The organism is Aphanothece sacrum FPU1, from assembly GCF_003864295.1.
GTDB classification, from domain to species: domain Bacteria; phylum Cyanobacteriota; class Cyanobacteriia; order Cyanobacteriales; family Microcystaceae; genus Aphanothece_B; species Aphanothece_B sacrum.
In genome coordinates, this window is sequence record NZ_BDQK01000016.1 from 1 (window position 1) to 14,143 (window position 14,143).

The following is a 14,143-nucleotide window of genomic DNA, read 5'->3' on the forward strand; positions in this document are numbered from 1 at the left end:
TAAGTCTAGGGGTTTATTATTTAAGACATTAAGTGCATAACTCCAAGACTAAATGATCGAACAGCATCCGAACGCCTTTAGATGCTGTTTTTAGTCTTAACAACCTGATGGTGTTCCTTTCCTTTGCGGGTCGTGCATCCACATAAAAGTCTTTTTTAAGACATCATTATTCTTCTTCCTTTTGTGGTTCACTCTAGTAATATCCATTGCCACAACGTCTTACGGCACAAGTCAGAACCAAACCTAACCTTTTTTTCTTGCTTCTTGCCGCTTGATGACTCAGTAGGCGCAACCCCTAACATTTTCTCAAATCTACGTCTTGATAAATACCTTTTAGTGTATTTATTCTTGCTGCGTTTGGTCGCTGGTTTAAAGACTACAATCGGCTTGTTATCTTCATCTAAGAAATTCTCAAACGGATAAATTTGACCAATTAAAATTGCTTGCTGTCTTTTTCCAAATCCAAACTTAATTAACACTTTTAAGTAAGGTTTAAACCGTTCATCTTGCATCAATTCGGTTAACTCTTGCTCTATTTCTATTTCTTCTGATTGAAGGTCAATTAACCGTTTAGCGTGCTTTCTGACCGTATCAGTTAACCCTAACCCTATCGTCTTGGAGTATAGATTATCGTACCGTTTCCAAGGTCTTAAACCCGCTAACCATCGATAAAAGATAGGCACAGTATAACCACGTCTACCCACTACTTGACTACTAATTTCTGGGAATTGCCATGATAAATCTTGGCGCATTCGATTAATAATCGGATTTTGTACCCGATTAAGATGCTCAAGTCTTAAACTTAATTCCCTAACTCGTTGGGTGACTTTATCTCGGATGATCAAGAATTTCTTCGGTCGCTCTAGGTTACTTAACCCATAATGCGCCAACGCAAAAGCATCTGTCTCGTCTTCCTTATCGGGTAAACCCAGATGATCTCGATGCGTCGTTAGGGCGTTATGTCCTATCAGTCTAACCTCAATGCCGTGATCAATCAAAACCGTTGACCATATTTTAGAGTAATTAACTCCTGTTGGTTCTAAAACCGCAATGTCAGGTTTTAAGGCAAGTAACGCTTTAACATCGGCGGAATTAGCCTCAAAATGATGATAAAGACTTCGATCTATATAAAATTGTCTAGGTTCACTCGGCAGCGCGTCAAGTAGACAACAGACTGCCGTTCCGTTGCCAATGTCCATACCAAGGACTCTCATAGTTTTAATCAGGTGATAGTGAATATTCCAAACACCCCAAACCAAAAGCCGATGAATCACCCAAAAGCCCTAACAAAAAGTGAGCCTATTTCCCTGTTACAGCCGTTTTAGCTTAAGCATGACTCAAGCTAACTGATTTGAGCATTCCGTTAAAACTGTCCGAGCCGACGAAGTTTAAAAAGCCGAAGCCTGCTTCAGTCCTACAGCCCTAAAACAGTCCTAAACAGAAAGACGGGAAGGTTTGGAAGCTTCCCATTATGTCCCCAAAAGTTAGGGAACATTTCAACTAGTAGCTAACCAGTCTCATCAGATGGGAGAGCGATCGCACTCAACTTTATCAGTAAGTTTGTCCCTAGTGAATTGTTTCAAATTGTAACAATCACTTAGTTAGTAATTACTTATTGTTATTGATGTGAAACTTCATCAATTGTTCAATAACAATTTGACGTTCTTTGTCAGAAAAGATGCGAGGGGAACCATTTCTTAATTTAAGTCGTATAAATTCCCCATCATCGTTAACTTCTGCTATCTCAAAGGTGTTAATCATAGTGAAGCATTCCTTCTCTTTAACTGTGTAAGGAATTAGAACAAATTGAGGTATGGATAGATTAATATCAGTCATTTTGTGTTATCATCAAAATAGGTTTAAACAATTAAACGAAAGGACGTTTGAGTATCCCTCACTGTAACTTGCAAAATTAATTCAGTGAGGGATTTATTATTCCTTATGTCTCGTTAAATTCTTGGTTAAAGTACCCTTTTTAATCTCCTCATAGAAAGTTTTTAACTCCTCACAATTTTCGGTCAAAAATTCTGTAAATGAGTCACTAGCATCTTTTATTAAACACAGATGATATTCTTCAAAAGCCTTTGAAGCAATTGCTAGACAACAAGACACATTAACTAAGTGTAATTGAGTGTAATTGAAAGAGACCTTAAAATTGTCTTTGTTAAGCGTTGCTTGTTTAAAGACTAATTGTTTAAAGTATTCCAATTCGATATCAATTTTCTCTAAGGATCGAGAAAGAACCATTCTTAAAGATGTGTTAGGAATTGTTAGCTGTGTGGATGTCAATTTTTCAATTGACAAACCATTTAAAATCGCAAAAAATTCATAAGTTTTTACTTTTTCTTCTTCGGTTAATACTTCCTCTGGTATCTCCCAAAAGTAGGTTATCTCATCGGATGATTTACCCTCTATTTTTTGGATGAAAAGTACGGGAATTCCATCAGGGAAAATTTTTTGTAAAGGTTTAAAATCTGACTTTAGCTTAGTATAAGCGGTAAAGTAACCCGAAAAACCCATTTTAGGCATAATTTACTCCGTATTGTACAAGCGTTGTAATTGTTGCAAGTCATAGCTTGCGCAGAGATTCTCAAGGTCGTCTAGCCATCGGTTAACCTGTTCAACCGTAACAGGTTCTATTATTTCATCCTCTAATACCTCCTCATCTTGTGTTTCTTCTTCGGGTTCCCATTCTCCCAAAAGCTTCTCTAGTTCCTTTTTTGGATTACCTCCTTTATCTAAGACTTTAGCTTCAAATTCGTCCCATACTTTTCTAGGTATCTTAATACTTCGATAGGCATATTCTTTCTTTTCATCCATTCTCTCCTCAACAATTTCAGCCGTGATTAAATGAGAGGGTATTGTGTGAATAACCTCATTCCATCTATCCGCTAATTCATCCCCCTGATACTTAGTTAATGGCCGTGCTTGTGCCTCATTAACTGGTAATTTACTAAAGCCCATCTGTGCTAATTCTATTACGATTTTAGAAGCTTTAATAAGCCGTTCTATATAACTTCTGCTACGGTCTAGGGCTTTTTCACAAAAATCTTTAAAGGTCTTAAATTTACCTTGATAAATTTTCAACTCTTTAACAACTTGTGCGATTGCTCCCATATATAGCCAAGAAAAGGATGAGCGATGAAATAATTCTATGGCCTCATCTAATTCTAGCCATTTACCGTTATCTACTTGCTCCGTAATGACATTTAGAATGTGTTGTAAGTAGTTGGGTAAAATCTCATAAACCTCTTGATCCATGTAGACACGGGGCAAAAAGTCCTGACAACTTATTTCATGTCCATTGTGAAAAATACGAGAGCAAAGCCCTTTTAAGAGAGTTTGAGGATTAGCGTCCATAATAAAGACCTAAAGTTGAGTAAGTTAGGGAACAATCCCTAATTAGGGAACAATTTGAGGGAAGAAATAAGGGGAAATTCAAGCCTATTAATAATTCCCCTTAGACTTAAAGACAATAGGAAACTGTAATGGTAAAAAGTTTGCTTGTGTCACTCAATAGCCTAATTTTTAATTAAACACCTCCCAATTAATTAGCAATTCGTTACAACACTAGACTATAACCTGTTCCCTAACTATGACTTAACCTTGCCAGGAGTCCTTAAGGGAAGGGGTTTGTGTTGTCTCTTGTTAACAGTCTACTGTTTACCGGCCTTCCTGTCAACTGTTGACTGTTGACAGTCTACTGTCTACAATGAAAGAACAAATCAACAAAGAACCTAACTTAAAAGTGAAAGCTTATCGTGAAGCGATGGGCTATTCTCAGCAAGAATTAGCTCAGTTATTAAATTGTCACTGGCGGACTGTTGCAGATTGGGAACTAAAAGGGACTATCCCAAACTTTGAAAAAGTGGTGTTACTGGCTAAAGTATTCAAGATTAGTCTTAAAACACTGGCCAATGATTTCGGACTTGATACCGTAGGCATCCCAGATGATTCCAATTCACAACCATCAAACGAATTAACCGCTAGTAAGTGTTAACTGTTCCATGTGTTCCCTAAATTGTTTTAAGCGATCGCGATCGCGGATTTGTTCCCTAAAAACATTTGTCCTGAAAAGGTAAGGAGTTTTTAGAAACTAATTAACAGTGCCAATTGGCAGAAAATTAATGACTATATTTTTTTGTGCCAATTGGCATCAATCCGCTTCGATCCATCACCGCCCCCTTAGAGCTTTATGCCAAACCCAGAAAAATCCCAGTTGAATAGAGCGTCAAACAATTTCTATCTATATAGAAGAATTTTTCGCCTTTTCAAAGCCATCATAAATGACCATCACCGCCATTACCGACCCGACCGAAAAATTTGCAACCAGTCGAAAAATGGAGCATTGGCCCTATGGGGAATGGTCGGGGTTTGGTGCGCGATCGCGCCCTTCTTTCCCCCAAGCTTGATCTAAAACCGCGATCGCCCACGTACCAAATAACCTAACCCGTCTAGTCGGGTTAGGGAACAATCTACACACATTAATCAAGAGGGAGTTAATTAAATGCTCATAGAAAAGGATGGATATAGCCTAAAAAAAGGCTTTCGTAGTTTGATTGAGACGATTGCTTATAATAATGTTTTTGAAGACGATGACTTATGTTATGGGCATAAAGTTCTAACCCACAAAGAAGTACGAATTATTGCCAAATCAGCTATAGCAAACAATATGTCACACTGCTTTTATGGAGACATTGACAATCAAATAATGTTTTATCTTTGGAGTTTACAATGTTACGGTTTAACCCATAAAGAAAGAATTTCTATCGCTAGACAAATTTTAGATTTAATTAAAGAACAAGAAACTAGAGAAGAAATCGAAAAAGAAAACGATACCATAGAGGGATTTTAAAATGATTAAACATTACGAATGCTTAAATTGTCAGCTGGCGTGGGGACATAAAAATCTATAAGCTAGACTTAATCAGGGATATAGCCCGTCGTCCTCGTCGATAATAGGCGCGTTTTTCGGGGCTTAATTGCATTAATGCCTGGGCTTCAACGGTAAATAAATCACAAGAGTCAACCCAATCTTTTCCATGAAGACCGATATAAAAGTTACTGTGTCTCCGTCGCATTTTCTTGTTTTTTCTGACTCTCCCCACATATTTTGCCAATCCTTTCTCTTTAATAATTTTTCCAGAAAATGTTGCCATTGAATAAGCTAGAGTAATCAATATAATTAAGGAAGTAAGGCGATGTCCTGTTAATTTCGTTCTTTCTAAATCATAACCACCTTTCTTAAAATCCCGAAACATTTCCTCAATACAAAATCTCTTTTTATAAGCGTCAATCGTCTCATCAATACTGGTTAAATTTGTGATAATAAACCAAGCTTCTTTTGTCTCTATTCCTCTATACTTCTTTTTCCATTTCGCCACTATATTACTGCCTATAAATCCTTTTGTTTTCGTAACTTTAACTCCTTGATAAAATAAAGACATTCCTGAAGATAATCCTAAATCTTTTAGTCGCGTCCACATTTCCTTTTCTACTTCAATATAGTTGCTTTTCTTCAATCTGAGTGCATAATAAACTCTTTTTTGTCCATGTAACCATTTTGCTAGTTCAACTGAGCAGAATTCTCTATCCCCTAAGACAACTATTTTATATTCTTTTAGAAAGAGTAATATTCGGGCTAATATACTTTTCTGTGTGTCAAAGTTACTATTACCGATGTGATCTAGCAACTCAAAATATAAGGGAATTCCTCTATTATCAATTACCAGACTTACCATCAAAATATTAATCAACCCCCATTGGGTTCTATCTATGGCAATATGTAAGACATCTCCTGTACTAAATGATTGCTTTAACCACTGTTTTATGATAGGTATCCATACTCCTTCAATTGTCAAACAAGGAATCTCGAAAAACCGTTTTAACTTTTTTCTCTTACTTTCAAATAAAATGGGACTGGGAAAATAACTAGCTAACTCATAAAACCTAATTTTCCTATATACTTGCACTAATTCTATCATGATTAACAGTATTAAATATTCCGATTTTTTCAGATACTTTGTTAAATGGTTGTTATAAATTTCTGGTAACATTTTGGGTTTAGACGGCGATCGCTAAAAAAAGAACATTTTCTTTTTACCATGTTTTGCTCTTTTCGTCATCTGGTAAGGCTTTCAGGGTTTCATGTCCCCACGCCAGATCTCAGGGTACTTAACTCTGACTCCATCAGGAATATTTTTAACTGCTTCTCCGATAATCTCAATTAATTTTACAACTGATAGGAAGATTTCTACCCTAGCTAAAAATTCTTCAAAGCTTATATTCTTAGTAATTTTTTCTAGTTGATAAATTGCTTCTATTATGTCTTGTAAGAAATCGGTAAAATCTCTTTGTGTCATACATAAATGACCTCGGATAGAATTCTTTCTTTCCTTTTCCCTTTTAAGCCATTTTTACTGATAACGTCTGTTTTTACTTTCAGTAAATCACTTAAATAGTATTCCATATCTACTAAATCTAGTAAACTTGGTGGTTCTGTATAATCTATCAGGATATTAATTTGACTATCTTCTTTAACTTCTCCTTTTACATAATCGCCAAAAATACCTAATTCACTAACCTGATACTTTTCTTTTACAAAAGATTTTACTCGATTTAAAATTTCTTGAATTTCTTCTAAGTTTTTCATGATATTTACTCTGTAAAGGGAATTATCAATTATCCATTGTTGAAAAAATCGATATAGGATATTAACTTATTTAATAAGCTCAAAAAAACTATCATCAATATCATAACCAAATAATTGGGCCATTGATTTTAGACGAAATTGAGCAGGAATTTTTTGCTGTTTTAACCACTCAGAAAGAATAAATAATTTGTGCATGACAAAGATTTCTAACGCTTCTGGGTTATATTGAATACCTTCTGTGCGACTAAATTGATGGGGAACTAACATAGCAGTATAACGGGCTAATTCTCCCCTCTTTGCGTCTAAAATAAAGGGTATCCAGGGATAAAGTGCATCTAGACGCACAAACCATAAACGAACCTCGGAAATTTCTGAGAGTTCCCTGGGATCGGACGGATCACGAGGATAATGAATCTCAAAGGTGAGGGTTTGTTCTTGAGAGGCGATCGCCCCTTGTTGCAGCAGAGGATCAACTACCGTTTTAACAGGGGAGAGATCTAAGCGAGTGAGGTGATCAAGTTGAATGGCGATCGTCTGAGACATGGAATTATGAATTATGAATTATGAATTATGAATTATGAATTATAGTTAATTTAGCCGCTATTATAACACATATAATGCTGATCTCCAAGGATAAGTTAAGATAAGTAAATACTAAAAATGGGTTAGGAAATGTCCACTTTAATGAATTAAAATAGTGTTGATAGGCAAAAGAGCCACTAGGAATTGTGTTAACTTAATTTCGCAGAATAAAGGCTTTTTAGCATTATATCATAAAGGGGGCTTTTTGTCTTTAAATTCTGAGGATCTTTTAAAATTAACCTCAGTCATTTTACCAAGAAATAACAACAGCAGACCTAGATTACTATCACCTTCAATGAGCAAAAAAGGATTATCAAAAGGAATAAAAATACCATGGAAAAATTATTAGACGATGCAAGTAAACGACTAGAAAAAGCTTTAAAATATGTCTCAATTTCTGACGATGCCAGTCAACGATTAAAACATCCTAAAACCAGTTTAAGTGTGTCAATTCCAGTGCGGATGGATGATGGTTCTTTACGCATTTTTCAAGGATATCGGGTACGGTATGATGATACGAGGGGGCCAGGTAAAGGAGGTGTACGATATCATCCTAATGTGACGATGGATGAGGTGCAATCTTTAGCCTTTTGGATGACCTTTAAATGTGCCTTATTAAACCTACCTTTTGGGGGTGCAAAAGGAGGGATTACCCTAAATCCTAAAGAATTATCCAAACAAGAATTAGAACGATTAAGTCGGGGATATATTGAAGCGATCGCAGATTTTATTGGCCCTGATATTGATATTTTAGCCCCGGATGTTTATACAAATGACATGATTATGGGGTGGATGATGGATCAATATAGCATTATCCAACGCAAAATTACCCCAGGTGTAGTGACAGGAAAACCCAAAACTATGGGGGGAAGTCAGGGACGAGATACCGCCACAGGAACGGGAGCTTTTTATGTAATACAGGCTATTTTGCCTAAATTTGAACGAATTACAGAAAATACAACTATTGCCGTACAAGGATTTGGAAAAGCGGGGGCCGTTGTTGCCGAATTATTAGCAAAAGCAGGCTATAAAGTAGTAGCAGTAAGTGACTCCAAAGGAGGAATTTATGCGGAAAAAGGACTCGATATTTTGAGTATTCGTGGCTATAAAAAACAACACCGAGATATTGCGGCAATTTACTGTGAGGATACTGTCTGTAATATTGGGGAACATCAAAGTATTAGTAATGACGAATTATTAGCCCTAGATGTAGATGTTTTAATTCCGGCCGCGTTAGAAAACCAAATCACTGAAAATAATGCCCATAATATCAAAGCAAAATATATCTTTGAAGTAGCTAATGGGCCAATTACTTCGGCGGCTGATGACATTTTAGATCAAAAAGGCATTTATATTTTCCCTGATATTTTAGTCAATGCAGGAGGGGTAACAGTCAGTTATTTTGAGTGGGTACAAAACCGCAGTGGTTTGTATTGGACACGAACAGAAGTTCATGAAAGAATGAAAGAAAAAATGGTGACTGAAGCGCAAAAAGTTTGGTCTATTAGTCAAGAATACGGGGTATCTATGCGAACGGGGGCTTATATTCATGCTTTAAACCGTTTAAGTGAAGCTTTAGATGCAAAAGGAACCAGGGATTATTATATTAATGGGGTTACTCATTAAATATAGCTTTAGATTCCTTCAGTCTTTAGACTGAGGCTATAAAAACTAAGCCTGCCTTCGCAGGCTTTTAATGTTATCATTAATTAAGCTTTGATCAATTTGTTGATATAATGTATCTAAGGTTGAATCATTCTCTAAAACCACATCAGCAGCCGCAATTTTTTGGCTCAATGGTAATTGACTATTGATACGAATGATAGCCTGTTCTTCCGTTAAATTATTGCGCGTCATTAACCGTTTAATTTGTTGATCATAAGGACAAGATACCACCCAAATTTCTGTGACTAAATGAGTCAGATTAGACTCAAAAAGCAAAGGAATAACTAGAATAATAGTAGATGATTCTGATTCCTGAATAGCTTCTTCAAACTGATGTCTAACATAGGGATGAATTTGAGATTCTAGCCATAATTTTTCTTGAGAATCATTAAAAATAATGTCCCCTAAAGCTTGACGATTTAACTCACCTTCTCCCAAGATAACGGATGAACCATAACGATTAAAAATTGCAGTTAAAATAGGAGAATTCCGATTAACCGCTTCTCTAGCGTAAATATCAGCATCAAAAATTGGCAGATGATAAGTATCCCCCAAATAACGAGATACGGTTGTCTTACCTGTAGCAATTCCACCCGTTAAACCAATAATACGCCTCACATTATTTATCCAATTAGTTTAATAAAACTAGCATATAAACGAACGTTTATAGTAGGTTCTCTTTAGGGCTTAAAAGCTTTGTATAATAATGGCTAAAGCCATCACTACGAACTTTTCTATTGAGATTTTGTAACATAAGTAGGTACACAAAATTAATTACCCAAAATTTGTAGGGGCGGGTTTTTTACATAAATCAATGATTTTCACAAAAAAACTAGATAAACCCGCCCCTACAACCTTTGTTACTCAAGCATTACGACTATATCAAAACCCGCGCCTTGACTGTGCAATTAATTTTGCGCGCGGTACTTAATAAACATTGTACCCCATGATCCTGAGAGAACCGACGTTGTGTGTTAGGTTGCACTTCGTTTAACCCAACCTACGGGTTATGATGATGTTTGATAGTGCGATTTTATACAAAAATTCTAAACTATTAACTATTAACTATTAACTATTTATGCACCGTCTTTACCTGAGATAAAAAAATAGATTAAGATTAGATTTGTAATAGCAAATATTAATCATAAAGGAACATGAATCCGTTAGCCTGTCCCAAATGCAAGGGAACACTCAAGGCAATTATATATCAAAACATTGAAATTGATCGGTGTGATGATTGTTTAGGAATTTGGTTTGATTCCTTAGAAGCAGAAGAACTGAAAAATTGTCAAGGATCAGAAAGTATTGATAAGGGAGATCTTAACGAAAAAAGTCTCAGTGATCCTTTAACTAAACCCATCTTTTGTCCCCGTTGTCAAGTTACCATGCTCAAAATGCTCGATCTTGATCAATATCCCATCTGGTATGAAATTTGTTCCCAATGTCAAGGTATTTGGTTTGATGCAGGAGAATTCAAAAAATTCAAATCAAATTTTTTGCCAAAAGGGTTTTTTACGCAAGCAAAACAAGCCTTTAGCTTCAAAAAAAACCGATCTTAGCCCAAAAAAACAAGGGCGATGCTTAAAACCTATACTTAGTTAGCATCGCCCTTTATTCAGTTAATCAAATCTTGCTCTTGTCACCGAATTCTCTAACTTTCTGAATCTACTAATCTACCACAGACCAGGTACAGGTTCAGGAGCAGGAGCGGGTTCTAGAACTGCTGTATTAGGTGGTAAAGGAGGAATAGTAACATCAGGACGACTCCAATTAATGGCTGTCCGTTCAATTAAAGCAACTTCTTTGAGATCTAGACGAGATACCCATACCGGCATAGCAAAAGCCTGGTATGCCTTAAGATCGGCTCTTTTATCGCTAACAATAACCCATTTACCATCAACAACTCTCATGATGGCATCATCACCGGGTTTGAGATTAGGCCAGAAGGTAGGCATTGAGGTTGAAACAACGGTAACATCACGATCGCCAACTCTGACAGAAGAAGGAGAGATGATTTGAATTTGAGCCACATCTCCGGTGACACCACGAATACGACCAATGGCGAAATCTTCAAATTTGAATTTTAACCACTCGTCCCGATAGACCTCAATGGGATCTTCTAATTTGTGGCCACGTAATTGGCTAATTAACACTTCATTTTGCGCGGGTTCTGCTTGAGCAGGAGTCACAGCGATCGCTGACCAAGAAAGGGTTATAGCTAGACCGGCGAGTAGAGTAGACTTTGCATTTAACACGATAACCTCACTCCATCTTTTTTTGGGTAAATTATCCTTTGACACTTATAAGCATAGTTTAGTTCCCACGGTTATGCCACAAAATTTAAAAATAAATTTATAAAGTTTCAAAAGAGAAAAAACTTATGGTATTTTTACGAAAAGTTACTTAGTTTACGGAAAGAATTTATTTTTCAAATTGTCCCAATACTGAGTAATCTGAGTAACATTAATTTGCTTAAAAGAATCCTTTAATTTCTCAAGCCCTTGATTTTTCTGTGGTATCGAAGATGGCTGAGAAGGTGGATTTTCTAGGGTTGGTTGGATAATCTCAGTGGAGTTCACCACCGAGGAGTCCAGCACTGTAGACTTTTCTGGGAGTGGAGTTTCCTTTTCAACTGTAGACGAAATCGGAATGACTTCGGGTTTAACCTCATCTGCTTGTTGTTCTTGGGTGAGGGGTTCTTCTGAAACGGGCGGTTGTTCAGTAACCTTGACAGGTTCTTCTGGTTGAGTTTCGGGTTCTTGAGTTAAACTTCCTTCTGGGACAATTTCTTCTGTAACAGGTTCACTCGGTTCTATTTCAGTTAAACTGTCTTCTGTTATAGGTTCTTCAGGTTCTGTTGCGGTTTCTTCAACGGGGGACAGTTCAGGGGTAGGAGAGATAGGTGTAGCGATGTAATTAGGATCAACAATAGAACGGACAGCTTGGGCCGAGAGTTCTCCTCGAACCATTTTTGATAGAGTATCCTGACCATTAGGAGTATAGGTAATTAGTCGAACCGTATTATTAAAGGCGTTATCAACTAAATTTCCTTTTTCATCTATAAATTCTAACTGTACCCAGTTTTTCCCTTCCTCAAACCCAGTCAGATAGATAGGTTGCCAAGTATCTAATAAAAAGCTTTCCCCATTAACTGTGACTCGAATGCGCCAGTCTACAATCTCATCCTCATTATTATCTCTAGCGACTACATGAAGCGGGGCATTGGTTAAATAAAAATCTAACATAATTGGTTGGGCCCCATAATCCCTTTTGGGACGACTGTAAGTTAAGAGAGGAAGGGAAGGATTAGGGGCATTTTCTCCTGTTTTCGTTAAAATATGAAAAGTACTTTGAGCATAGGCTCCTTCATTTTTAAAGCTTTCATGCCAAGGGCGAGAAGCAAATACGCGAATGGTATGGGTTCCAGGCGTTAAATTTTCTAAAATAATCGGTTTATCTACGTTGTAAACGGCTTGATAGGGTTCATTATCTACAATTAGATGAATATGAGGCCCCATTTGAAACTCAGCATTATTAAATAGAGGTAAATCTCTGACTTGTAGCTTGACAGAGATAGTAGTTTCCTCAAACATTTGATCGGTTTTAGGACTGACAATACTTACTTGAGGCGAATATTGTTCTAAGACTTGACGCAGTTCTTGAATGACAGGTGGTGGTGTAACTTCAGCTAGTTTCCCTGTGATCACCACTTGGGGTATAGGTTCGCTTAAGGGTTCCGATGCTTGTAAGCGGTCGCTACAACTAATTAACCCCCAACTGAGGAAAAATAGCAAGCCACATAGCCATAGGGATTGAATAGGTTGCGATCGCAATTTAAACCGAAACACAGGCTTATCTCCTTAATTGCTTTGCTGATTCTTTTTTTTGTTCCTTAGTTCCATAATAAACCCTAGGGGGTTATCCCTTGGTTTATCAGAAATTTGGGTTTAAAACCCTGTCATTTCCACAAGCTTAGGGTATCCCTAAAAGGAACGGCTTTTGATTCAATCAGCGAACCCATATATTGTTAAACTTAGTAAAGAACTCTAATAATGTTAACGATACTATTAAAATTATGGGTCGCGTTGGGATCTTATTACTAAATTTAGGGGGGCCAGAACAGTTAGAAGACGTTCGCCCTTTTCTCTTTAACCTGTTTTCTGACCCAGAAATCATCCGCTTGCCTTTTCCTTGGTTACAAAAGCCTTTAGCTTGGCTGATTTCTAGCTTAAGATCCAGTAAATCTCAGGAAAACTACCGTCAAATTGGGGGTGGCTCTCCTTTACTGAAAATTACTCAAGCACAAGGGGAAGCCTTAGAACAACGGTTGTCAGATATTGGCCAAGCTGCTCATATATATATTGGAATGCGTTATTGGCATCCCTTTACAGAAGAAGCTATAGCCAGAATTAAACGGGAAAGAGTGGAAAAACTCGTTATTTTGCCCCTATATCCTCAATTTTCTATCAGTACTAGTGGCTCTAGTTTCCGCGTGATTGAGGAAATGTGGCAAGCTGATCCGTCTTTGCGACAAATTGAGTATACTTTAATTCCCTCTTGGTACGATGATCCTGGTTATTTAGCAGCCATGAGTGATTTAATTGTTCAAGAATTAGAAAAATTTGAACATCCTGACCAAGTTCATCTCTTCTTTAGCGCGCACGGTGTCCCCCAAAGTTATGTCGATGAAGCTGGAGATCCTTATCAGGCGGAAATTGAAAGTTGTACGAGTTTAATTATGCAAACTCTCAACCGTCCTAATCCTCATACTTTGGCTTATCAAAGTCGTGTCGGGCCAGTAGAATGGTTGAAACCTTATACCGAAGAAGCACTTCACGAATTAGGTGAAGAAGGAGTTAATGATTTACTGGTGGTTCCTATTAGTTTTGTCTCGGAACATATCGAAACCTTACAGGAAATTGATATTGAATATCGAGAAGTGGCAGAAGAAGCAGGAATTCACAATTTTCAAAGGGTTCCAGCTTTGAATACTCACCCGATTTTTATTGATTCTTTGGCTCAATTAGTAATTAATTCCCTAGAACAACCTCCTATTACTTTTGATTCTGTAACCCATCCCAAAAAGAACATGAAAATGTATCCTCAAGAACGTTGGGCCTGGGGTATGACAACTGCGGCTGAAGTCTGGAATGGAAGACTCGCTATGCTTGGTTTTATCGGACTTTTAATTGAGTTAATTACTGGACATGGCCCCTTACATTTTGTGGGGTTACTGTAATTTAT

General features: G+C 37.1%; 17 protein-coding genes. 6 read left to right on the plus strand and 11 right to left on the minus strand.

Annotated features, from left to right (window positions below; translation table 11 throughout):
• Positions 1-188: 188 nt before the first annotated feature.
• The 4 genes from AsFPU1_RS18015 to AsFPU1_RS18030 form a co-directional block, all read right to left on the minus strand.
• Positions 189-1,214 (minus strand): IS110 family transposase, encoded by a 1,026-nt coding sequence (locus tag AsFPU1_RS18015; protein WP_125061160.1) that lies wholly within the window; start codon positions 1,212-1,214, stop codon positions 189-191.
• Positions 1,215-1,608: 394 nt separating this feature from the next.
• Positions 1,609-1,836 (minus strand): hypothetical protein, encoded by a 228-nt coding sequence (locus AsFPU1_RS22765; protein WP_124974450.1) that lies wholly within the window; start codon positions 1,834-1,836, stop codon positions 1,609-1,611.
• Between the two features lie 96 nt (positions 1,837-1,932).
• The gene (locus AsFPU1_RS18025; protein WP_124977148.1) at positions 1,933-2,529 is read right to left on the minus strand and encodes a hypothetical protein; all 597 of its coding nucleotides are present in this window, start codon (positions 2,527-2,529) and stop codon (positions 1,933-1,935) included.
• 3 nt (positions 2,530-2,532) lie between these two features.
• Positions 2,533-3,360 carry a hypothetical protein gene (locus tag AsFPU1_RS18030; protein WP_124977147.1) on the minus strand — a complete coding sequence of 276 codons (828 nt, stop codon included), beginning with the start codon at positions 3,358-3,360 and terminating at the stop codon, positions 2,533-2,535.
• A gap of 352 nt (positions 3,361-3,712) precedes the next feature.
• Between AsFPU1_RS18030 and AsFPU1_RS18035 the strand changes: the two genes are divergently transcribed.
• From AsFPU1_RS18035 to AsFPU1_RS18040, 3 genes are all read left to right on the plus strand, one after another.
• Positions 3,713-4,000 (plus strand): helix-turn-helix domain-containing protein, encoded by a 288-nt coding sequence (locus AsFPU1_RS18035; protein WP_124977145.1) that lies wholly within the window; start codon positions 3,713-3,715, stop codon positions 3,998-4,000.
• A gap of 286 nt (positions 4,001-4,286) precedes the next feature.
• A complete protein-coding gene (locus tag AsFPU1_RS23350; RefSeq protein ID WP_265415796.1) occupies positions 4,287-4,412 on the plus strand; it encodes a hypothetical protein in 126 nt (41 codons plus the stop codon).
• 95 nt (positions 4,413-4,507) lie between these two features.
• Positions 4,508-4,855 carry a hypothetical protein gene (locus AsFPU1_RS18040; protein ID WP_124977142.1) on the plus strand — a complete coding sequence of 116 codons (348 nt, stop codon included), beginning with the start codon at positions 4,508-4,510 and terminating at the stop codon, positions 4,853-4,855.
• 55 nt (positions 4,856-4,910) lie between these two features.
• Here the strand turns inward: AsFPU1_RS18040 and AsFPU1_RS18045 are convergent, their stop codons facing one another.
• The 4 genes from AsFPU1_RS18045 to AsFPU1_RS18060 form a co-directional block, all read right to left on the minus strand.
• Positions 4,911-6,056: an IS4 family transposase gene (locus AsFPU1_RS18045; protein ID WP_124969650.1), complete on the minus strand. Its 1,146-nt coding sequence runs from the start codon at positions 6,054-6,056 to the stop codon at positions 4,911-4,913.
• 81 nt (positions 6,057-6,137) lie between these two features.
• Entirely contained in the window at positions 6,138-6,362 is a 225-nt protein-coding gene (locus AsFPU1_RS18050; protein WP_124977140.1) for a HepT-like ribonuclease domain-containing protein, read from the minus strand.
• Positions 6,359-6,652, minus strand: a complete 294-nt coding sequence (locus AsFPU1_RS18055) for a nucleotidyltransferase family protein (protein WP_124977138.1) — start codon at positions 6,650-6,652, stop codon at positions 6,359-6,361. The genes AsFPU1_RS18050 and AsFPU1_RS18055 overlap by 4 nt, the downstream gene beginning before the upstream one ends.
• A 66-nt stretch (positions 6,653-6,718) precedes the next feature.
• Positions 6,719-7,195, minus strand: a complete 477-nt coding sequence (locus AsFPU1_RS18060) for a CRR6 family NdhI maturation factor (protein WP_124977136.1) — start codon at positions 7,193-7,195, stop codon at positions 6,719-6,721.
• Between the two features lie 372 nt (positions 7,196-7,567).
• Between AsFPU1_RS18060 and AsFPU1_RS18065 the strand changes: the two genes are divergently transcribed.
• On the plus strand, positions 7,568-8,860 hold the full coding sequence (locus AsFPU1_RS18065; RefSeq protein ID WP_124977134.1) for a Glu/Leu/Phe/Val family dehydrogenase: 1,293 nt from the start codon (positions 7,568-7,570) through the stop codon (positions 8,858-8,860).
• 45 nt (positions 8,861-8,905) lie between these two features.
• On the opposite strand, the gene coaE is transcribed toward AsFPU1_RS18065, so the two are convergent.
• Positions 8,906-9,517: a dephospho-CoA kinase gene (gene coaE, locus AsFPU1_RS18070; RefSeq protein WP_501162114.1), complete on the minus strand. Its 612-nt coding sequence runs from the start codon at positions 9,515-9,517 to the stop codon at positions 8,906-8,908.
• Between the two features lie 536 nt (positions 9,518-10,053).
• Here coaE and AsFPU1_RS18075 point away from each other — a divergent pair.
• A complete protein-coding gene (locus AsFPU1_RS18075) occupies positions 10,054-10,458 on the plus strand; it encodes a zf-TFIIB domain-containing protein (RefSeq protein ID WP_124977130.1) in 405 nt (134 codons plus the stop codon).
• A gap of 114 nt (positions 10,459-10,572) precedes the next feature.
• On the opposite strand, the gene AsFPU1_RS18080 is transcribed toward AsFPU1_RS18075, so the two are convergent.
• Both AsFPU1_RS18080 and AsFPU1_RS18085 read right to left on the minus strand, forming a co-directional pair.
• The gene (locus tag AsFPU1_RS18080; RefSeq protein ID WP_125061161.1) at positions 10,573-11,154 is read right to left on the minus strand and encodes a hypothetical protein; all 582 of its coding nucleotides are present in this window, start codon (positions 11,152-11,154) and stop codon (positions 10,573-10,575) included.
• A gap of 153 nt (positions 11,155-11,307) precedes the next feature.
• On the minus strand, positions 11,308-12,747 hold the full coding sequence (locus AsFPU1_RS18085) for a DUF6130 family protein (protein WP_227875729.1): 1,440 nt from the start codon (positions 12,745-12,747) through the stop codon (positions 11,308-11,310).
• Between the two features lie 227 nt (positions 12,748-12,974).
• Between AsFPU1_RS18085 and hemH the strand changes: the two genes are divergently transcribed.
• Positions 12,975-14,138 carry a ferrochelatase gene (gene hemH, locus AsFPU1_RS18090; RefSeq protein ID WP_124977154.1) on the plus strand — a complete coding sequence of 388 codons (1,164 nt, stop codon included), beginning with the start codon at positions 12,975-12,977 and terminating at the stop codon, positions 14,136-14,138.
• The last annotated feature ends 5 nt before the right edge of the window (positions 14,139-14,143 follow it).